The following is a 22,795-nucleotide window of genomic DNA, read 5'->3' on the forward strand; positions in this document are numbered from 1 at the left end:
AATCTTCGCAGCGGAGCGACTTGGACTTCCCCACACATCGTGGGGAAGTCCCGTGTCTTACTTGTTCAGTTGAACGGTTTCCGGGCCACAGCAACCGGCGGCTTCGTAACGTTCATCTTTCGCATCGGCCTGCAGTACGACGAAGACTTCCCACTTGTGTCCATCCGGATCGATGGCCCACACCTTGTCTTGCACGGCGTAGCAACAAGTGGTTTCTTCTTCGGTGATCGTTTCGATGTTGGCTGCTTGGAAACGCTCGGTGGCGGCGTGAACTGCTGCAATGGATTTGACCTGAACGCCGAAATGAGCGGATCCGCCTTCGATTCGCACATTGCCATCTTCTTCGTTCAGTGTCAAATTGACCGACGGGTCATGCGGCTCAAATTTCGCATAACGGGGCCGTTCCTTACAGGCGGGTTGGCCGAACAGAATTTCATAGAAATGCTTGGACTTTTCCAGATTGGAAACGGTCAAAGCGACGTGCAGGCGGTAATTGCCGGGAAAATCGACAGCGGATTCGTTGATCATTTTGACTCTCCTTTAGGTTTAAGAGTTTGCAGGTAGGTTTCAATTTTGTCTCTGATTTCGTCGCGGATACGGCGGAATACGGTCATTTGTTCTTCTTGGGAGCCTGTGGCATCGGCGGGATCTTGAAAGGGCCAATGCAACGTGGTCTGCGCCCCGGGGAAAATGGGACAGGACTCTTTGGCGTTGTCGCAGACCGTGACGACGAGATCGAACGGTTGGTTTTGGAACTGATCGAGCGACTTGCTTGTATGTGCGGAAATGTCGATATCCATCTCCTGCATCGCTTGGATTGCCAAAGGGTGGACGTAGCCGGAGGGTTTCGAGCCGGCGGATTCGGACTGCCAACTGCCGCCGCCCAGCGATTCCCAGAGCGCTTCGGCCATCTGTGAACGACATGAGTTTCCGGTGCAGAGAATTAAGACTCGCTTTGGCATCGGATGAAAGTCCTTTTTGTTATTCGCGCTTCAATTGGTGATTAATCTTGCCCGACTTCAGCGGGACTGCCGCCGACATTGGGGCAGGCTGCTGCCGCAGCGGACTGCAGGGCGTCGTCGTCTGAGATTTCGTCCCCGAAGTATCGTTTTTGAAAATAGAGAGCGACATTGACCAATCCGATCAATACGGGAACCTCCACCAACGGTCCGATCACAGCTGCGAAAGCGGCGCCGGAGTTGATGCCGAAGACGGCGACGGCGACGGCGATAGCGAGTTCAAAATTGTTGCTGGCCGCTGTGAAGGCAATTGTGGTCGTTTTCGAATAGTCCGCGCCGATCTTTTTCCCCATCCAGAAACTCACCAAGAACATTACGACAAAGTAAATCAACAGCGGCACGGCGATCCGCACTACGTCACCGGGGATCTGTACAATCAAATTTCCCTTCAGCCCAAACATCATCAGAATCGTAAACAGCAGTGCGATGAGCGTCAGCGGGCTTATGGCCGGAATGAATTGCTGTTCATGCCACTCCCGGCCTTTGGTCCGGAGCATGACAAATCGTGTTGCCATACCGGCCAGGAATGGGATACCCAGGTAGATGAAGACACTCTGCGCGATTTCACCAATACCGATCTGGACGGTGCTTCCCGCCAATCCGAATAACGGCGGCAAGACAGTGATGAACACCCAGGCGTACACGCTGAAAAACAGCACTTGAAAGATGCTATTGAAGGCGACCAATCCGGCGGCGTATTCGCTGTCTCCCTTGGCCAACTCATTCCAGACGATGACCATCGCAATACAACGGGCTAGGCCGATCATGATCAGTCCTACCATGTATTCGGGGTAGTCCTGTAGGAAAAGAATCGCCAGGGCAAACATCAACACCGGTCCAATGACCCAGTTTTGGACCAGCGACAGGGCAAGAAGTTTCCAGTTGCGGAACACTTCGCCCATCTCTTCGTAGCGAACTTTGGCTAGTGGCGGGTACATCATCAAAATCAAGCCGGCCGCGATGGGAATGTTTGTGGTGCCCACTTGGAATGAATTGATCCAGCCTTCCAAACCGGGAAGCAAGCGACCGGCAACAACGCCCATTGCCATCGCCAGAAAAATCCACAATGTCAAATACCGGTCCAGGAAACCCAGACGCTTGGAAACTCCATCAGCCATGGGAAGCAATCTCCAATTTCTTAACGTTCCAAACCAAATGAGGTATATTATATGAGCTTAGGCGAATGTATTGGTTAAAAAAATTAGTCGCAGCAGTCACGACACGACGAATGTTTGAGCCGTTGTCGATCACCGGCAAGTTCAGACTCGATAGCTTCGCAAGTCGCCAAACACTCCCAGAGCTTTTCGTGAAACGGAGAGGGACTGGGGGTCAATCGATAGTAGTGCCACAGGCCTTCTTTCCGGGCGAGTACCAGTCCGGACTTCCGCAGATAGGCCAAATGCCGCGAAGCCGTTGGTTGCGGCACATCCAGAACATCGACTAAATCGCAGACGCACAATTCGCCGTCGCGCAGCAGATTCAGAATCCGCAATCGCGTCTGATCGGACAGCGCTCGGAATATGGTCGTGAGCGAGATGCTGGCAGTTTTTGTAGCCATCTTGGTGGATCCTATTGAATTCGCCTATGCGAATATACTACGCCGCTACCAATCGATCGTCAATGGCAATCCGAAACTCCAGTGAATTGCGGCAGGCGAAATGAATTGGCCAAATTCCAGCGGCGATTGCTGGTGGTGAATCGGCGCGATGTTGCCATATCCTCTGCCGAGAAGTTTTCCAGGGCTTTGCCGGCTGGGGTGGGTTGCTAGGCTCTCAATCCGCAGTAGCTGTTCACGACGCCGGCGTCGCTGATTTACAACGTTGCGGGTGATCTCGTCGGGCCGTTGAGCAACCAAGAGCGAACAATGCCGATGATTTCAGAGCCAATGCTGTGCAATTGTGAAAGCTTAATGATTCCAGCGTACGATCCAAAACGCTTATTAGGCGCTGGGCGGGGGTGGTGTGAAGATGAGTGTTCAGTAATCACCTTCGTCTCGATAGTAACAAGTCGCGCCGCACGCTCTTGCCCTAGGATCAGTCAGGCCAGTCTTGTTTGGAAGACGCTCTCGTCACGGATGGTCGATTGGCTTTCAGTGGGAGAGCGTCTCCTGACGTCAGGTATGAAAAAAGTTATCGTCTGTCTCCAGTTCGAATCAAACCCCCTCTGACGCTTCCTGTTGTCACTGTTTTGCAGGTTTAAGAACGAACGCAGTCGGGTATCGAACTAGTACTTAACGGGATATTAACTTTCCTTACCGATGCGGAGTCGAGTGCTCCGTTTGTGAAGTCCAAACGCAAAACAGGGAAAACGCAGATGCTTCCTCGCTGTTCGCTTGATTGACTCCCACGTCTGAGCCGGTCTTCGCAGTGCTGAGTCCCGCGTGAAATCTTGTGCCGACTCGCTCTCTCCATTCTCCGCAGGTCAGAGAGTTTGTGGGGATTCTGCTTTTTTTGTTGATTTCGCGAATTGCGCAGTTTAGACTGACCCGCATCGCAAGTCCGCTTTGCTGAACAAGGCAACGACACCGACGCATTGTTATATTTATTCGTCAGTCGTTTTTGCTCGATTCATTAGGGGTTTGCGTTGAACTCATCTGCCCCTGTTTTGTCAGCTGCTATCCGGTAATGCTTGAAGTTGCAGTTGATACGCGTGTCGAACATTTTCGCGCTGATGTTACACCTTGGGATTTACGGAGACAGTACATGTTGGGATCGCTCACCCTCGAAAGCACGTCGTCGCTCTTAAGCCGTTCTTCTATGACATCGCTTCGCTGCTCGCTTTGTTAATGCTTCGTTCGGTGTGGTGCGCTTTTGCGGGCCCTCTGCCACACGAACTCCCAGTCATTGGATTCGCAGATCTGCGGATTCGCACATCTGCCGTTGCCTTCTGGGATCGGCAGATCGGTGATTGTTTTATTCCATCTCCATCATTTGTTTATTATCGAAAATCGATTCATCGCCCCTTAATTCGACGGGATGAACCTGCATGTCTTTCTGGTCATTGCTCACCACCTCCTGGGCCCGCTCGCAACGTTATACTCGCTTGACCTCTCAACGCCGTCGCCGAAATCGCAGTTGGCGGAAGTTTAGCACCTGTCGACGACAGATCCCGCTGTCCTTGGAAGGACTGGAAGACCGCACGTTGTTGGCGGGGTCGCTGACAATTGGCGATCTCTCGATTTCCGAGGGCGATGCCGGCACGTCGACATTCGAATTCACTGTCGACCGGACCGGTAGTTCCTCAGGAGTGATCACCGTCGATTTTGAAACCGGCGGCGGGAACGCGACGCCGGTCCAAACGTTTTTCAACGAACAGACCCTCAGCACCACAGCCGATCGCGCTGAGTCCGTGTCGTCGGCCGATGTTGATGGCGATGGGGACACCGACATTCTGTCCGTCTCGTATTTTTCCGATACGATTCATTGGTATGAAAATCTCGGTGGTGGTGTGTTCACAACACACACCGTGACCACGTCAGCCAATGGTGCCGAAGACGTGACCAGCGGCGACTTCGATGGCGATGGCGATACGGATATTCTGACGGCCTCTCGCGAAGACAACACGATTGCGTGGTACGAAAACGACGGCAACGAGAACTTCACATTCCATGCAATCGACACTGCCGTCGCAGGCGAGAAAAGGGTGGCTGTTGCCGACTTAGATGGCGACGGCGACTTGGATGCGATGGCGTCGTCGGATTTCGACCACACCGTTTTCTGGTACGAAAATGATGGAAATGGAAATTTCACGACGCGGGTTGTGACGAGTATTGCGAACCAAGTGAATGCGTTTGAGGCGACGGATCTTGATGGTGATGGTGATCTGGATGTTCTCGCATCAAACCCCGGCGACAACACCATATCGTGGTTCGAAAACGATGGGGATGAAAACTTTACGCGGCACGTTATTTTCGTTGCCCCGAACGAGGCGACACCCACAGCGGTCTCCTCCGCAGACATCGACGATGACGGCGATCTCGACGTGGTGGCTGTCTATGACGGTGACTACACCATCACGTGGTTTGAGAACGACGGCAGTGAAAACTTTACATTCCAAGAGATCCGTACCACCCCGGACGGGGTACGCGATGTGCGGACCGCCGATATGGACGGCGATGGTGATGTGGACGTCGTCGTTTCCGTGGGGGGGGATGATGCGGGCATTCAATGGCATGAAAACCTTGGCCGCAACTTTTGGACATCACATACGGTATCAGCGGGCAAGCTGGTTGCTCCGACGCTCTTCACTGACGATTTAGATGGTGATGGCAATCTGGAGATCTTGTCTGCTTCAACGGTCGATGACACGATCCACTGGTACGAGAATCAGAAGCTGGGGGATTACATTGCGACGAGCGGTTCTTTGATGTTCGCCGATGGCGTGACCCAGCAGACGATCACGGTCGTCGTGAATGGCGACGTCGAGCATGAAGAAGACGAATACCTATTGGTCAGCCTCAGTAACACCGTGGGCGGTTCGGTGGATGATGGTCAGGCGCGCGGCACAATTCTCGATGATGATGCCTTGCCGGGGGCGAGTGTGTCGATCAGCGATGCCATCTTGACTGAAGGCGATCTTCTCGCAAAGACCTTTGAATTCACGGTGACCCGCAGCGGAGATACATCGGGAGAAACCACCGTCGATTTCACCACGGCGGACGGCACGGCATTGGGGATCGTGGATGTCTCGACAGAGTTCTCGCGCTTCGAAGAACATCTGATCGACAACACAGCCGATGGGGCCCGCAGCGTGCAGGTCGCCGATGTGGATGGTGACGGTGATCTCGACATGGTTTCCTCGTCGCGAAATGATGACACACTCGCGTGGTATGAAAACGACGGGAATGAAAATTATACGTTTCACGAAATCGTCATTTTGGGCGACGTCTATGGGGTGGCAACAGCGGACATCGATGGCGACGGCGATTTGGATATCATTGCGACCTCCTACGCCCGCAACGAGGTCAACATTTATAAGAACGATGGCAGCGAAAATTTCACTGGGCAGACGATCAGTGTCGCAGGCCAAGTCGATCGTCCCTCGGACGTCAAAGTGGTCGACCTGGACGAGGATGGAGACCTGGATATCGTCGTGTCCGTTAATTTTAACTCCATCCTGGTTTGGTATGAGTCCAACGGCGCTGGCGGTTTTACGTACCACACGGTGAGTAACGGCGTGACACGTGCAGAAGACTTCGAAGTCATTGATCTCGACCAGGACGGCGATCTCGACTTTGTTGGTTCGACGCTAAATCCGCGGCAGGTCTTGTGGTTTGAAAACGACGGTAGCGAGAACTTTACCAAGCATATCATTGCCGACGCCGACTGGGCCATTGAATCGGTGTGGGCTGCCGACATGGATGGTGATGGCGACCTCGACGTGCTTACGGGCTCAACTTACGCCATCGACTGGTACGAAAACGACGGAAATCAAAACTTCACACATTATGTCGTTGATGATTTTGCGGGGTCGTCAAACTCGGTGGCGACTGCCGATATTGATGGTGATGGTGACCTAGACGTCGTCGCCGCTACTGCGAGTTTGTCGCAAATCGCTTGGTATGAAAATCTCGGCTATGGGAATTTCCGGTTTCACTATATCTCGACAGTCTCCGTAGGCGTTGAAAAAATTATCCTAACCGACATCGACGGTGATGGTGATGTGGATGTGGCTGCGGCCTCCTTCGGTGACGATTCGATCCGATGGTTCGAGAACAACGGCGGTGTGATCGGCGAGCGGGGCGACTATCAAACGACAAACGGTTCGCTCACCTTTTTAGCCGATGAAACAGAGAAGACGATCACGGTGCAAGTCGCTGGTGATTTCGACGACGAAGCCAATGAGACCTTCTTCGTCAATTTGTCCAATGTTGCTGGAGGGGTGATCGATGACGGCCAAGGGGAAGGCCGGATTCTCAACGACGACGTCCGCGAGTTGTTCATTTCTGACGTCACCTATGTCGAAGGCAACTTGGGGACCAAGAACTTCAACTTTGTCGTGACGCGTCCCGGCAGCACTTCCGAGCGGTTGCGCGTTAGGTTCGGCCTTGAGGCGGGCAGTGCTCGTGAGGATTTCGGGCCGACGGCACAATGGGGATGGGAAGGAAGCATCATCTTTGAGCCGGGCGTGTCGGAAATCATCATTGCGGTTCCAGTCTATTCCGATTTGGTCGTAGAACCAGACGAGTCGTTTGGGGTCTTTTTCTACGAGGTTAACGACACAATAATTACGGGTGATTGGGCGGTCGGCACGATCCTAAACGACGACGCCCCTCCGCCAGCACAGCCGACGATTTCCATCAGCGACGTGACTGTCACTGAAGGGGCGGGGCTGGGTGGCGGGGAATTTGTGGATGCTTTTGTTTCCTCCGGCGAAGGAGGGGTGAATGTCCCGCGTTCCCTCACCTTTGGCCCTGATGGAAATCTCTATGTCGGTTCGACGGTTGGCGTGTTTCGCTATGACGGGCAGACTGGCGAACCGCTGTCCACGCCGCTCAATCATGGTGCGGAGTTTATTCTCGACAACGATGGAGGCGTCCAGACCTTCGACGCGGTCGCGTTCGGGCCAGACGACAACGTCTACACCTTGGGAGATGGTGTTCACCGTTTCAATCCGGTGGATGGCACCTTCGTGGACACCTTCATTCCCGCCGATCAAGTGCTCAACGCGCGAACGATGTTCTTCGGCGAAGACGGGCTGTTGTATGTGCTCATCGGTCAAAGTAGTCTCCCCGATCAGGTTCTCCGTTTCGACGCGGTCACGGGGGGATTTGTCGACATCTTCGTCGGAGATGATCCGCTGACCGGCGGTGTCGACGAAACCGGCGGATTGACCGGTGTGCAGGACATGGTTTTCGGTCCGGACGGCGATTTGTACGTCGTGAACGATACCCGCAATGACAGCACCGCCGGAGTGCTGCGCTATGATGGTGACACAGGAGCGTTCTTGGGGCGTTTTGCCGCCATTCCCGGTCCGCGGGTCCCAATCGGTCTCACCTTTTCAGCCGACGGCTCGTTGCTGTTTGTCACCGACCGTTCCGGCTCATCAGTGATGCAAATTGATGCGACGACGGGTGAGTTGATCGATGATTTTGTAGCACCCGGCGCCGGTGGGTTGGATGACATCAGCGATATTCAAATCGGCGCTGACGGTAACCTGTATGTCATCAGCACCGGGACCAATGAGGTACTCCGGTTCAACGGTCCGGCCGGGTCTATGGCGAGTTTCACGGTCACCCGCTCAGGGGATACCTCTGGCGAAGCTACGGTCGATTTCATGACCGTCGAAGCTTCCGCATCGGCGTTGGTCGATCGGGTCTTTGTTGATCCACTATTTGATAGCGCCGAAGCAGGCAAGGACTATGCGGCCACCGACGGAACGCTCACCTTTGCCGCGGGTGAGACTCAGCGGACGATCGTTGTACAGATTCTCGGCGACACGTTTTTTGAGGATGACGAAACCTTTTCGGTGGTGCTCAACAACGCCTCCGGTGCGGTCATCGATGATGGCGAGGGAGTTGCCACCATTCAGAATGATGACTCTCCCTTACCCGACTTGGCGCCAGCCATTGTCGATGGTGTGTGGGACAGCCCGATCGTTGTCTCCACTGTCACGGGAACCAATACTGATGCTCCAGTGTTTAATGCCACGGACAACCTATATGTCGATTTGGGGGTAGCGAACTTCGGCATTGCCGACGCGGGTCCGTTTTCGGTGACGCTTCGTATTGATGGCTCGACGATCACAACTCTCACACGCTCAACGTCACTGGGCGTGAATGAGTTTGCGCTCGACTTCCAGGACATCGCGATCGGCACGCTCAGCAACGGTATCCACACCATCGAGTTGATCATCGATTCCACGGGCAGCGTCGATGAAGGGCTGTCCGGCGGTGAAGACAACAATGTCTTCTATAAGGTCATCAACGTTGGCGCCGCGGGATACGCGGATATTGGATCCGGCTTAGCCGCGGGGTGGGACAACCCCATCGTGATTTCCAAGGAGTCGGGAACCAATACGTCGACACCGCTGCTGCTCACGACGGATGATATTTACGTCGATCTGGGCAGCGGTAATTTTGGGACCATCCCGTCCGGTTCGTATTCGGTAACGCTGACGCTCGACGGCGAAGAAGTCACTACTCTGCAACAGACCGGCACACTTGGAGTGTTTAATTTTGCAGGGTTTGAAGACATCTTTTTAGGCAGGTTATTGGCTGGCGAACACACGCTCGAAATGACGCTCGACTCGGGTGACGACGTCGATGAAGGGCCACTTGGCGAAGACAACAATGTCTTTTCTCGCACATTTACGGTTTTCGAGCCCTCGACGCTCAGCGGCGTCAAATGGAACGATACAAATGGCGATGGCGTGCAGGACGCGGTCGAAGATCCTCTGGCAGGATTTGTGGTCTATCTCGACATCAATGGCAACGGTGTCCGCGACGTTGCAGATGAACCCTTTACGACCACGAACGCACAAGGCGAATACGAATTCACGAATCTCCTCCCGGGGACTTATACGGTAGCTGTGGAATATCCCGATGGGACCGACCGTGTGCAGACGTTTCCTGGTTCGCAAGCGGAGTCGCAGGCCGGTTTCGATATTGATTTCCAGTTTTTGACGGCAGCACTGTCACCGGAACAAGAACAACTCTTCTTGGATGCGGCTGCGATTTGGGAGTCGATTATCGTTGGCGACTTGTCCGACATGGTCAGCCCGGATGGATTCTTCGTCGATGATTTTCTGATCGATGTGTTTGTAATCAGCATCGACGGCGTGGGGAATACTCTCGGTCAAGGCGGTCTAACCACCGGCACCGGTTGGTCCCATGAAGGGACGTTGCTGCCCTTGCGGGGACTAGTCCAGCTCGACATTGCCGACATTGATCACCCAGAACTCTTCGGCACGATTCTCCACGAAATCGGTCATGCTTTGGGGCTGGGCGCGTTGTGGGACGATGCCGGCTTATTGGTAGGTGCGGGGACTTCAGATCCACAATACATCGGCGCTGAAGCGGTGCAGCAGTACGCAGACATCTTTAATATCTCGGCTTCTTCGGTTCCCGTCGAAAATGTAGGCGGTCCAGGCTCGGTCGGCAGTCACTGGCGCGAGACGGTCTTCGACAACGAATTGATGACCTCGATCAGCGATCCGAATGCGGTGCTCAGTCTGGTGACGGTCGGCGCGTTGGCGGACCTGGGATACGAAGTCGACTACAACCAAGCCCAGTCCTATCGCCCGCCGGGAACGAATTTACCCTTCGTCACGGTCGATACCGTGATTTCAACAATTGACGAAGAAGGGGCCACCGCGGGGGCGTTTACGTTCACGCGTACGGATACGACCTCCGGCGCGCTGGAAGTTCATTATTCCATCGGCGGCACAGCGACCGCTGGTAGTGATTTCGAAGTACTCTCCGGAGTCGCGACAATCCTGGATGGAGACTCCTCCGTCACGGTCGACCTGACACCGCTCACGGATGGAGCGGCGGAAGGGTTGGAGACGATTGTTATCACGGTGGAGTCGGGCAGCGGATATACGGTCGGTGCGCCGCGCTATGCCACGGTGACCATTGAGGACGACGAACTTGTCGAGCCGGTCATTCCGCTTTCCTACACCGTAACCGTCCATCCGGGTGAGACGATCGGTCACCTTGATTTCGGCAGTCGCATTCCCACGAGTGTGCCGCCGTTCATTGAGGCCCAGATTGACGATGTCACCGTTGCAGAAGATGCGAATTCAACAATCGTTGATTTGTTTGCCGCATTTGGCGACACGGAAGATACCGATGCAGAGTTGTCCTACCGCGTCAGCGACAATACCAATCCGACGCTGTTTGCCTCACTGAACATCGCCGCCGGCATGCTCACGCTCGACTATGCCGCCAATGCCAACGGCACGGCAACATTAACCATTGAGGCAATGGACACGACCGGACAGACCGTAACGCAGTCGTTCGATGTGACAATCATGGCTGTGAATGATGATCCGGTGATTGTCTCCACATCGGTCGATGCTGTGGAAGACACGATTTTGGATGTCGATCTGCGAACGCTGGTGGATGACATCGAGACGGACGATGACGATTTGGTGTTTAACGTTTCGGGTGCGGTCAACGGCAGCGTTGAACTGCTGGCCGATGGTTACACGGCGCGGTTTACGCCGGCCTTTAACTTCAACGGCGCTGCTGAATTCACCTACGATGTGACCGACACGGGCGACGGCAGTTCACCGGCCATTACTTCCGCACCGCAAACTCTGAACATCAACGTCGCAGCGGTAAATGACATTCCACAAGGGGATGTCACCGAATTCAACATCTTAGAAGATAACGTTCTCGAGGTCGATCTGCAGAATTTCGTCGGCGATGTCGAAACGGCTATCGAAGACTTCAGCTTCAGTGTTTCCGCAGCGGTGAATGGCAGCGTCGAGTTGCTGGCCGATGGTCACACTGCACGGTTCACGCCTACGTCGAACTTCAATGGAGCGGCTACGTTTGATTACTTCTTGACCGATACCGGCGATGGCGACGCACCGCCAATCACGTCCGGCCCGCTCACGATGGACGTTAACGTCGCCGCTGTGAACGACGACCCCATCGTCAATGGAACGACACTCAACACCGACGAAGACACGGCTGTCGAGTTTGATCTGCGGACACTTGTGGATGACGTCGAAACGGCCGATGACGATCTCATCTTCAGCGTGTCCGAGGCTGTGAACGGCAGTGTTGAGTTGTTGTCAGATGGTTACACCGCGCGGTTCACACCCGGTGCGAACTTCAACGGCGCAGCAGCCTTTAACTACGACGTGACCGATACCGGCGACGGCGGATCACCCGCTATTACCTCCGCACCGCAAACCATCGACGTGAATGTCATTCCAGCGGCGTTTGTTCCGGAGGTCACGCTGGACGTCTCATCGAACACAGTGGAAGAAACGGGTGGCAACGTGACCATCACCGCGACACTCTCAGGCATATCAACCGAGGACGTGACGGTCTTCTTGGGCTTTGGCGGAACTGCCGACGATTTCATTGAAGGCAGATCGCTGCTCGTTTCCAATGGAGCAACGAATAGTGTTCTCCGATATGACGGGGCCACCGGTGCGTACCTTGATGAATACTTCACGGGTGCTGCCGGTGACATGATCATTGGCCCCAATGGTGATTTCTATGTGGCCAACGTGGCGACCAATTCGATCCTGCGTTACGACGGCGCGACCGGTGCCCCCCTCGGCACATTCGCATCCGGCGGAGGCCTCAGTGGCCCCCGGGGCTTGGTCTTCGGCCCGGACGGAAACCTGTACGTGACGAGCAGTCAAACCGACAGCGTGCTGCGTTACAACGGCACGACCGGCGCATTCATCGATCAGTTTGTAGCTCCGCAATCCGGGGATTTGGGTGAACCGATTGGTTTAGCATTTGGCGCGGACGGTAATCTCTACGTCTCCAATCAAGGACGTGGTGGTCGTCGCGGGCCATACAATGTCTTAGTATTCAACGGCACAACCGGCGCATTCATCAAGGAACTATTTGAAGACGGAGCTGGTAGTCTTGACGAGCCGACCGGTTTGGCTTTCGGGCCGGATGGTAATCTCTATCTCATTGACGAGCCCGATAACGAGATCCTCCGTTTCAATTCGACCACCGGTGCATATATTGATACGTTTGCATCGGGTGGTGGACTGAGTGCGCCGACCGATTTCACGTTCGGTCCAGATGGAAATCTGTATGTCAGCAGCGCCAGTGGCGAAATACTCAAGTACGACGGGACTACGGGCGATTTTCTGGGAAGCGTGGTCTCCGGCGGTGGTTTGACCAATCCCCTGGGGTTGTTATTTGTGGCCGCGGCAGGCGACTACACGCTCTCGGGACGCTCGATCGTCATCGAAGCAGGCAGCCTGTCGGGTAGCATCACAATCACCGCAGTCGCCGATGATTTGGATGAAGGTAGCGAAACGGTCATCGTCGACATCACCGACGTCACCGGTGGAACGGAACTAGGCGAACAACAAGTAACCACTACTATCGTGGAAGAGATCGGCGCCAACCAACCGCCGACCACGACTGGTATCGCCGATGTCACCGTCGACGAAGACGCGGCGTTAACTCAGATCGACCTCTTTGCTGCATTCGACGATGCAGAAGATACCGATCAGCAGTTGACGTATGAAGTTGTGGGCAACTCGAACGCCGCGCTGTTTACAACAGTGTCGATCAGTCCTGCTACGGGAATCTTGACTCTAGATTACGCTCCCAATTTACACGGTGTGGCAGACATTACGATTCGCGCCACCGACCTTGGCGGCGATTTTGTTGAAACGACATTTGCGGTGACCGTCAATGCGGTCAATGACGCCCCTGTCTTTTCCGGTCTAACTCTCAACTTAAATGAAGACGAGAGGATCGATTTCTTCCTGACGTCGTACGTCACCGATGTCGAAACACTGGGCGGAGATTTGGTCTTCGATATCATTGGTGTTGATCACATCGTTCTCAACTTCGCCTCCGACGGTGATGCTACTGTTCTTCCCGTTCCCAATTACAACGGTCCTGCCTCATTCGAATTCACCGTGATGGATACCGGTGACGGTGCTGATGGCTCAATCACTGTCGGCCCGTTTATCGTTAACATCAACTACGCTCCGGTCAACGACGCCCCGGTTGCGGAAACGACAACGCTCAACACCGACCAAGAGACCGCCGTCGATATCAACTTGCGTACGCTGGTCGACGATGTGGAAACATCGGACGGCGCTCTGACGTTTTCCGTGTCCAATGCTGTCAACGGTACCGTGGAGTTGTTAGCAAACGGCTACACAGCGCGCTTCACCCCCGCTGCCGGTTACAACGGACCTGCGTCGTTTGATTACGAAGTCACCGATACCGGAGACAATGGAGATGCACCGCTCACTTCCGGACCGGTGACAATCGCCGTCATCGTGGCCAACGTGAACCAAACACCGGTCGCCGTTGGCACGACTTTGAATACCAACGAGGATACGGCTGTCGAAATCGACCTGCGAACGCTGGTTGATGATGCTGAAACAGCTGATGACGATCTCGTATTCAGTGTTTCCGGTGCTGTCAACGGCACGGTGGAATTGCTGTCTGACGGCTACACGGCGCGATACACGCCGGGGGCGGATTACAATGGTGCGGCGTCATTTCTCTATGACGTGACTGATACGGGGGATGGGATTCATTCGCCGATCACGGTTGGACCGGTTGTGATCAACGTCAACGTCGCTGCCGTCAATGATGCGCCCATTTACATATTCACAACGTTGAACTTGAATGAAGACGAGCGATTCGACTTTTCCCTGACGTCATTGATTAGCGATGTAGAAACGACCGGTCGAGATTTAGTCTTCGACATCACCGACGTTGGTAACATCATTCTCAATTGGGACAGCCTCCATTTTGCAACTGTTATTCCCGTCCCCGATTACAACAATTTCGGTTGGTTTCAGTTTACAGTCACGGATACTGGCGATGGTGCCGACGGTCCGGTCACTGTCGGCCCGTTTATAGTCAACATCATCATCGCTCCTGTCAACGACGCTCCGGTCGCGGAAACGACAACGCTCAACACTACCGAGGGGACTGGGGTCGCAATCGATCTGCGGTCGCTCGCTGACGATGTAGAAACAGCAGATAACGATCTGGCATTTTCCGTATCCAACGCAGTCAACGGCACCGTCGAACTCCTGGCCAATGGGTATACGGCGGTGTTCACACCTGCTGACGGCTACAACGGTCCCGCTGCCTTCAATTACGAAGTCACAGATACCGGTGACAACGGCGACGCGCCGATCAGTTCCGGACCGGTGACCATCGACGTCAACGTAGCCGCCGTGAACCAAGCACCGGTCGCCGTCAGTACCACTTTGAATACCAACGAGGACACCGCTGTCGAAATCAACCTGCGGACGCTGGTCGAAGACGATGAAACGGCTGACGACGATCTCGTGTTCAGCGTTTCGGGCGCGGTCAACGGCACCGTCGAATTGCTGGCGGATGGCTACACCGCGAGATTCACACCCGGAGCGGATTACTTCGGCCCAGCGTCGTTCCAGTATGACGTGACTGACACGGGCGATTCTGGTGCTGAACCGATCACTGTGGGACCGATCGTGAACACTGTTGTTATAGCTGCTGAAAACGACACACCGGCGATCGAGTTGGTCTTGTCTAACTTTGATGTCAATGAGGATGCCCCGCCGACGGTCCTGGACCTCTTCACATATTTCAGCGACATTGAAGATCCGGATGAAGACTTAGTTTTCGAGGTGACCGGCAATACCGACGCTGCATTATTCGAAAACGTCTCCATCGACGATGTCACCGGTGAACTCACGTTGGAATATGCAGCCAACGCCGCAGGGCTGACCGTCATCACCGTTCGCGCGACCGATACCGGTGGGCTGTTCGTCGAACAAACGTTCCGCATCATTGTGGAAGACGTCAACGACCCACCCGTGGCAAGCACGACGACGCTGAACACCACTGAAGACACAGCGGTCGAGATCGATTTGCGGACCTTGGTTGAAGATGTCGAAACGGAGGATGACGATTTCACCTTTGCCGTATCCAACCCGGTGAATGGCACGGTCGAATTATTACCTGACGGCTACACAGCCCGCTTCACCCCGGGTGAGGACTTCAGCGGAGTTGCCGCATTCGATTATCACGTCACTGATGACGGAATCCGCGGAGACGACCCGTTTGTCACCGTTGGGCCGGTGACGATTACGGTGAATGTCGGTGGCGATAATGACCAACCGTTTGTGGAAACACCGATTGGCGACATTGCTGTGATTGAGGATGCTCCATCGAGCATGGTCGATTTGTTTGCCGCCTTTGAAGACTTGGAAGATGCGGACGGTGAATTGGACTTTGAGATCACAGCCAACAGTAACGCATCGCTGTTTGCCTCAGCAACGATCAACCCGACAACCGGACAGCTGGCGCTCGATTACGCGGCCGACACCAACGGTTCATCAACAATCACGGTCCAAGCGACCGACACGGGCGGGTTGAGCATCAGCCAGACGTTCATCGTGGATGTGGCGGCGGTGAACGACGACCCGCAAGTAAATCCCGCGACGCTCAACACTGACGAAGACACGCCGGTCGAAATCGACTTGCGTACGCTGGTGGACGACATCGAGACGGCCGATGACGATCTTGTGTTCAACGTATCTGGTGCGGTGAATGGTACGGTCGAACTGCTGGCCGATGGTCACACGGCGCGGTTCACACCGGGTGCGGATTACAACGGCGCAGCATCGTTCGTCTACGACGTGACGGATACAGGTGATGGTGGTGCGGCTGCGATCACGTCCGCTCCGCAGACCATCGATATCAATGTGGCCGCGGTGAATGACGATCCGGTGGCGACGGGAACGACGCTGAATACCGACGAAGACACGCCGGTGGAGATCGACCTACGAACGCTGGTTGAAGATTTGGAAACCGCCGATGACGATCTCGTGTTCAACGTTTCTGGCGCGGTGAATGGTACGGTCGAACTGCTGGCCGATGGTTACACGGCACGATTCACACCAGGTGCGAACTACAACGGCCCGGCATCGTTCAACTATGACGTGACGGACACGGGCGATGGCAGCGCTGCGGCAATCACGTCCGCTCCGCAAACCGTCGACGTCACTGTGGCCGCTGTGAATGATGCTCCAGTTGCCGGTGCGACGACGCTGAATACGAATGAAGACACAGCGGTGGAGATTGATCTACGAACGCTGGTTGACGATGTTGAAACGGCGGGCGACGACCTGCTTTTTAGTGTGTCGGGTGCTGCGAACGGCACGGTGGAATTGCTCGCCGATGGTTATACGGCACGGTTCACGCCGGGTGCGAATTACAACGGTGCGGCCTCGTTTGATTACGACGTGACTGATTCCGGGGATGGTGTTGATACGCCCTTCACAAGCGATCCGGTGACGATCGATGTGACGGTCAGTGCGACGAATGATACTCCTGTAGCCACTGGAGCGACGCTGAATACTGTTGAAGACACGCCGGTCGAAATTGACCTGCGGACGTTGGTGGACGATGTCGAAACGGCTGACGACGACCTGGAGTTCTTCGAGTTCAATGCGATCAACGGCACGGTAGAGAGATTGGCCGACGGATTTACAGTACGGTTCACACCGACAGCCAATTATCACGGTCCGGCTTCCTTCGACTATCAGGTCACGGACAGGGGAGACGGCGGTGATGAATTTATCACCGTGGGGCCGCTCACGATCGAAATCAACATCGCCGCTGTGAATGACGATCCGGTAGCCGACACGACGACGCTAAATACCGACGAAGACACACCAGTGGAGATTGACCTGCGAACGCTGGTGGACGATGTTGAAACAGCCGATGTTGATCTGCTGTTCAACGTCTCCAGCGCGGTCAACGGCAGCGTGGAATTGTTAGCCGATGGATACACTGCACGGTTTACGCCGGGTGCGAATTACAACGGCGCAGCCACATTTGACTACGACGTGACGGACGCGGGCGACGGTGGTGATGCAGCGATTACTACTGGCCCATTGACGATCGACGTGAGCGTCGCTGCGGTGAACGACGACCCGGTGGCAGATTTCACAACTTTGACGACCGATGAAGATACTCCGGTGGAGATCGATCTGCGAACGTTGGTAGAGGATGTGGAGACAGCCGACGACGATCTGATCTTCAGTGTGTCAGGCGCCGTGAACGGCACGGTGGAATTGCTGGCCAATGGTTATACGGCCCGGTTCACTCCCGGTGCCAACTACAACGGCCCGGCCTCATTTGAATACGACGTGACGGATGCAGGTGATGGCGGTGATGCTCCCATAACGGTTAGTCCGGTCACGATCGACGTGATTGTGACACCGGTGAATGACGATCCGGTCGCGACAGGAACAACCTTAGCGACCGAGGAAGACACATCTGTTGAAATCGATCTGCGAACGTTGGTGGACGATCTCGAAACCGCTGATGATGACTTGGCCTTTAATGTCTCCAGCGCTGAGAACGGTACGGTGGAATTGCTGGCCGATGGTTACACGGCACGGTTCACGCCGGGTGCGAATTACAACGGGGCAGCATCCTTCGTCTACGACGTGACGGATACGGGCGATGGTGACGATCCTGGCATCATTGTGGGGCCGTTGACGATCGACATTAACGTGGCTGCGGTGAATGATGAGCCGGTGGCGACGGCAACCACCTTGGCGACTGACGAAGACACACCGGTCGAGATCGACTTGCGAACGCTGGTGGAGGACGTCGAAACCGCTGATGATGATCTGTTCTTCAATGTGTCGGGTGCTGTGAATGGTACGGTAAAACTACTCGCGGACGGTTACACGGCGCGGTTTACGCCAGGGGCGGATTACAACGGTCCGGCGTCGTTTGATTACGACGTGACCGACACAGGTGACGGCGGTGCCGCGGCAATCCTCGTTGGTCCGATCACGATCGATGTCAATGTTGGTGGCGACAATGATCAGCCGTTTGTGGAGACGCTGATTGACGACGTTGCCGTTCTTGAAGACGCTCCCTCGAGCGTGATCGATCTGTTTGCCGCTTTTGGCGACCTGGAAGATGCTGACAGCGAATTGGACTTTGAAATCACGGCCAACAGCAACGCGTCGCTGTTTACCTCGGCAACGATTCACCCGACGACGGGACAGCTGGCGCTCGATTATGCGGCAGACACCAACGGTTCATCAACAATCACGGTCCAAGCGACCGACACAGGCGGGCTGAGCATCAGCCAGACATTTGTGGTGGATGTGGCGGCGGTGAACGACGTTCCGCAAGCGGACGTCACGACATTCAACATCCTGGAAGACACACCGCTGGAAGTCGACCTGCGGACATTTGTTTCCGACGTCGAAACGGCCGCCGAAGATTTCGTGTTCAATGTCTCGGGCGCATTGAACGGTACCGTAGAACTGCTGGCGGACGGCCACACGGCTCGCTTTATACCGACAGCGAACTACAACGGTCCGGCCTCGTTTAACTACGATGTGACGGACACCGGCGACGGGAGTGCAGCAGCAATCACGACCGGACCGCTCACCATGACGATCAACGTGGTCGCAGTGAATGATGATCCGGTCGCAACAGGAACGACCTTGGCAACCGACGAAGACACGCCGGTGGAGGTCGACCTGCGGACGCTGGTGGAGGATGTTGAAACGGCCGATGATGATCTCGTGTTCAACGTGTCTGGGGCGGTGAATGGCACGGTCGAACTGTTAGCGGATGGCCACACGGCGCGGTTTACGCCGGGAGTGGATTACAACGGTGCGGCTTCGTTCGTCTATGACGTGACCGACACGGGTGATGGTGGTGATGCAGCGATCACGTCCGCTCCGCAGACCATCGACGTCAATGTGGCGGCGGTGAACGACGATCCAGTAGCTGTGGGAACGACTTTGGCGACCGGCGAAGACACGCCGGTGGAGATTGACCTGCGGACGTTGGTGGAGGATGTTGAAACGGTCGATGATGATCTCGTGTTCAACGTGTCCGGGGCGGTGAACGGTACGGTCGAATTGTTGGCCGATGGTCACACGGCGCGGTTTACGCCCGGTGCGAATTACAATGGTCCGGCTTCCTTCGTCTATGACGTGATGGATACAGGCGACGGTGCGGATCCGGGGATTCTTGTGGGTCCGATTGCAATCGACATCAACGTCGCTGCGGTGAATGATGATCCGGTGGCAATAGGGACGACTTTGGCGACTGACGAAGATACGCCGGTGGAGATTGACCTGCGAACGTTGGTGGAGGATGTCGAAACCGTCGATGATGATCTGGTCTTAAGTGTGTCCGGCGCCGTGAACGGCACAGTGGAACTACTGGCGGATGGTTATACGGCGCGGTTTACACCGGGAGCGAATTACAACGGCGCGGCGTCGTTTGGTTATGACGTGACGGATGGTGGAGACAACGGTGCGATTTCGATCACGTCCGCTCTACAAACCGTCGACGTCAATGTGGCTGCAGTGAACGATGATCCGGTGTCGAATTCCACGACGCTTGCGACTGACGAAGACACGTCGGTGGAAATCGATCTGCGGACGCTCGTTGATGACGTGGAGACGGCTGATGATGATCTGGTGTTCAACGTATCCGGTGCGGTCAACGGCAGTGTGGAGTTACTGTCCGACGGTTACACGGCGCGGTTCACGCCAGTTGCAGACTACAACGGTCCGGCCTCGTTTGTCTACGACGTGACGGACAGCGGGGATGGCGAGGACCCCTCGATCTTCGTGGGCCCGATCACGATCGACATCAACGTCGCAGCAGTCAATGACGATCCGGTGGCGACAGGGACGACTTTATCGACCGATGAAGACACACCGGTTGAGATCGACTTGCGAACGTTGGTTGCCGATGTGGAGACGTCCGATGATGATCTGATCTTCAGTGTGTCGGGTGCGGTCAACGGCAGTGTGGAACTGCTAACCGATGGTTATACAGCACGGTTCACGCCCGGAGCGGATTACAACGGCCCGGCAGCGTTTGTCTATGACGTGACCGACACGGGTGACGGCAGTGACGACCCCATTACGGTCGGACCGGTCACAATCGATGTAACCGTCGGCGGCGACAATGATCGACCGTTTGTGGAAAGTCCGATTGGCGATATTGCTGTTGTTGAGGATGCCCCGTCGAGTTTGATCGATTTGTTTGTCGCCTTCGAAGATTTGGAAGATGCGGACAGTGAGTTGGACTTTGAGATCACAGCCAACAGCAACGCATCGCTGTTTGCCTCAGCAACGATTAACCCGACGACGGGTCAATTGACACTCGATTACGCGGCGGACACCAACGGTTCATCAACAATCACGGTCCAAGCGACCGACACAGGCGGGCTGAGCATCAGCCAGACGTTCATCGTGGACGTGGCTGCGGTGAACGACGATCCGGTGGCTGTGGGAACGACCTTGGCGACTGACGAAGACACGCCGGTCGAAATCGACTTGCGTACACTGGTGGACGATATCGAGACGGCCGACGACGATCTTCTGTTCAGCGTCTCCGGCGCGGTCAACGGCACGGTGGAACTGCTGGCCAATGGTTACACGGCGCGGTTTACGCCGGGTGCGGATTACAACGGCGGAGCATCGTTCGTCTACGACGTGACGGATACGGGAGATGGCGCCGCAGCGGCGATCACGTCCGCTCCTCAAACGATCGATGTCAATGTGGCTGCGGTGAACGACGATCCGGTGGCGACAGAGACGACATTGGCGACCGACGAAGACACGCCGGTCGAAATCGACTTGCGTACGCTGGTGGACGACATCGAGACGGCCGACGACGATCTTCTGTTCAGCGTCTCCGGAGCTGTACATGGCACGGTGGAACTGCTGGCCAATGGTTACACGGCGCGGTTTACGCCGGGTGCGGATTACAACGGCGGAGCATCGTTCGTCTACGACGTGACGGATACGGGAGATGGCGCCGCAGCGGCGATCACGTCCGATCCGCAAATCATTGACGTCAACGTCGCTGCGGTGAATGACGACCCGGTGGCGACGGGAACGACGCTGAATACCGACGAAGACACGCCGGTGGAGATTGATCTGCGGACGCTGGTGGACGATGTTGAAACGGTTGACGATGATTTGCTCTTCACCGTTTCGGGTGCTGTTAACGGCAGCGTGGAACTGTTAGCGGACGGCCACACCGCGAGGTTCACACCGGGTGCGAATTACAACGGCCTAGCCTCGTTTGATTACGATGTGACGGATACGGGCGATGGCAGTGATGCGTCGATTACAAGTGGCCCGTTGACGATCGATGTTAACGTCGCCGCGGTGAATGATGATCCTATAGTTAGCACAACAACACTCAACACCGATGAAGATACCCCCGTGGAGATGGACTTGCGAACGCTGGTTGAGGATGTGGAGACGGCCGATGATGATCTTGTCTTCAGTGTGTCAGGTGCGGTGAATGGAAGCGTGGAATTACTGGCCGACGGCTACACGGCGCGGTTTACACCGGGTGCGGACTACAACGGTCCGGCGTCGTTTGATTACGATGTGACCGACACCGGCGATGGCAGCGCGGCTGCGATCACGTCGGGACCGGTGACGATTGATGTCAATGTCGCTGCGGTGAATGAATTTACGATCATCGACGTGTCGGTGAACGATGGCGAAGAGAACCGTTCGAATGTGCGGCAGATCACCGTCACGTTCAGTGACGATACGAACATCGGGGCGTTGATCGCCAGCGGTGAGATCGTGGATATTATTCAGATCTACGGTTTGACGAATTCTCCGTCGACGGAAGTTGTCCTGTCCGCCGACCGGTTTGTTTGGGACGATTCGACGAATTCAGTCACGGTCGACCTGACCGTGGACGGATTTGGTGGTAGCGGTCAAACTCTCTTGAGCAATGACAACTATGCACTGCGGATTCAGACGGGCGAAATCCTCAACCCACAACTTGTCGATGCGGTCTTGCAGGATACGGACGGTGTTGACGACGGAATCTATGATTATCGATTCCATCGCCTGGAAGGTGACATTGACGGCGACCGGAGTGTGGGAGCCTCTGATGCGATGAAGCTCATCGCAAACTTTGGCCAGTTCAATACGGACGCCGATGCCAATGGTGATGGACAAGTGAACATTCTGGACTTCTGGTCCGTCTACGGAAATATCGGCAGCTCACTTCCTGATGATATTTTCTTGGAATCGGAACAATATTGAATCGAATCGTTTGCGTGGATTAAAGAGAC

5 protein-coding genes are annotated in these 22,795 nt (G+C 55.3%); 1 reads left to right on the forward strand and 4 read right to left on the reverse strand.

Annotated features, from left to right (window positions below):
• Positions 1-57: 57 nt before the first annotated feature.
• From CA54_RS10700 to CA54_RS10715, 4 genes are all read right to left on the reverse strand, one after another.
• Positions 58-528 carry an ArsI/CadI family heavy metal resistance metalloenzyme gene (locus tag CA54_RS10700; RefSeq protein WP_146370760.1) on the reverse strand — a complete coding sequence of 157 codons (471 nt, stop codon included), beginning with the start codon at positions 526-528 and terminating at the stop codon, positions 58-60.
• A complete protein-coding gene (locus CA54_RS10705) occupies positions 525-962 on the reverse strand; it encodes an arsenate reductase ArsC (protein ID WP_146370761.1) in 438 nt (145 codons plus the stop codon). Before CA54_RS10705 ends, CA54_RS10700 begins: the two co-directional genes overlap by 4 nt.
• A 41-nt stretch (positions 963-1,003) precedes the next feature.
• Positions 1,004-2,137 (reverse strand): ACR3 family arsenite efflux transporter, encoded by a 1,134-nt coding sequence (gene arsB, locus CA54_RS10710; protein ID WP_146370762.1) that lies wholly within the window; start codon positions 2,135-2,137, stop codon positions 1,004-1,006.
• An 83-nt stretch (positions 2,138-2,220) separates the two neighbouring features.
• Positions 2,221-2,577: an ArsR/SmtB family transcription factor gene (locus tag CA54_RS10715; protein WP_146370763.1), complete on the reverse strand. Its 357-nt coding sequence runs from the start codon at positions 2,575-2,577 to the stop codon at positions 2,221-2,223.
• 1,427 nt (positions 2,578-4,004) lie between these two features.
• Between CA54_RS10715 and CA54_RS10720 the strand changes: the two genes are divergently transcribed.
• Positions 4,005-22,766, forward strand: a complete 18,762-nt coding sequence (locus CA54_RS10720; protein WP_146370764.1) for an Ig-like domain-containing protein — start codon at positions 4,005-4,007, stop codon at positions 22,764-22,766.
• The last annotated feature ends 29 nt before the right edge of the window (positions 22,767-22,795 follow it).

It is taken from the genome of Symmachiella macrocystis (genome assembly GCF_007860075.1).
Taxonomy (GTDB): Bacteria; Planctomycetota; Planctomycetia; order Planctomycetales; family Planctomycetaceae; genus Symmachiella; species Symmachiella macrocystis.

Excerpts from the sequence above, each read along its gene's own strand:
- CA54_RS10700 (WP_146370760.1), bottom strand. The coding sequence starts at position 528 with ATGATCAACGAATCCGCTGTCGATTTTCCCGGCAATTACCGCCTGCAC.
- CA54_RS10705 (WP_146370761.1), bottom strand. The coding sequence starts at position 962 with ATGCCAAAGCGAGTCTTAATTCTCTGCACCGGAAACTCATGTCGTTCA.
- arsB (WP_146370762.1), bottom strand. The coding sequence starts at position 2,137 with ATGGCTGATGGAGTTTCCAAGCGTCTGGGTTTCCTGGACCGGTATTTG.
- CA54_RS10715 (WP_146370763.1), bottom strand. The coding sequence starts at position 2,577 with ATGGCTACAAAAACTGCCAGCATCTCGCTCACGACCATATTCCGAGCG.
- CA54_RS10720 (WP_146370764.1), top strand. The coding sequence starts at position 4,005 with ATGTCTTTCTGGTCATTGCTCACCACCTCCTGGGCCCGCTCGCAACGT.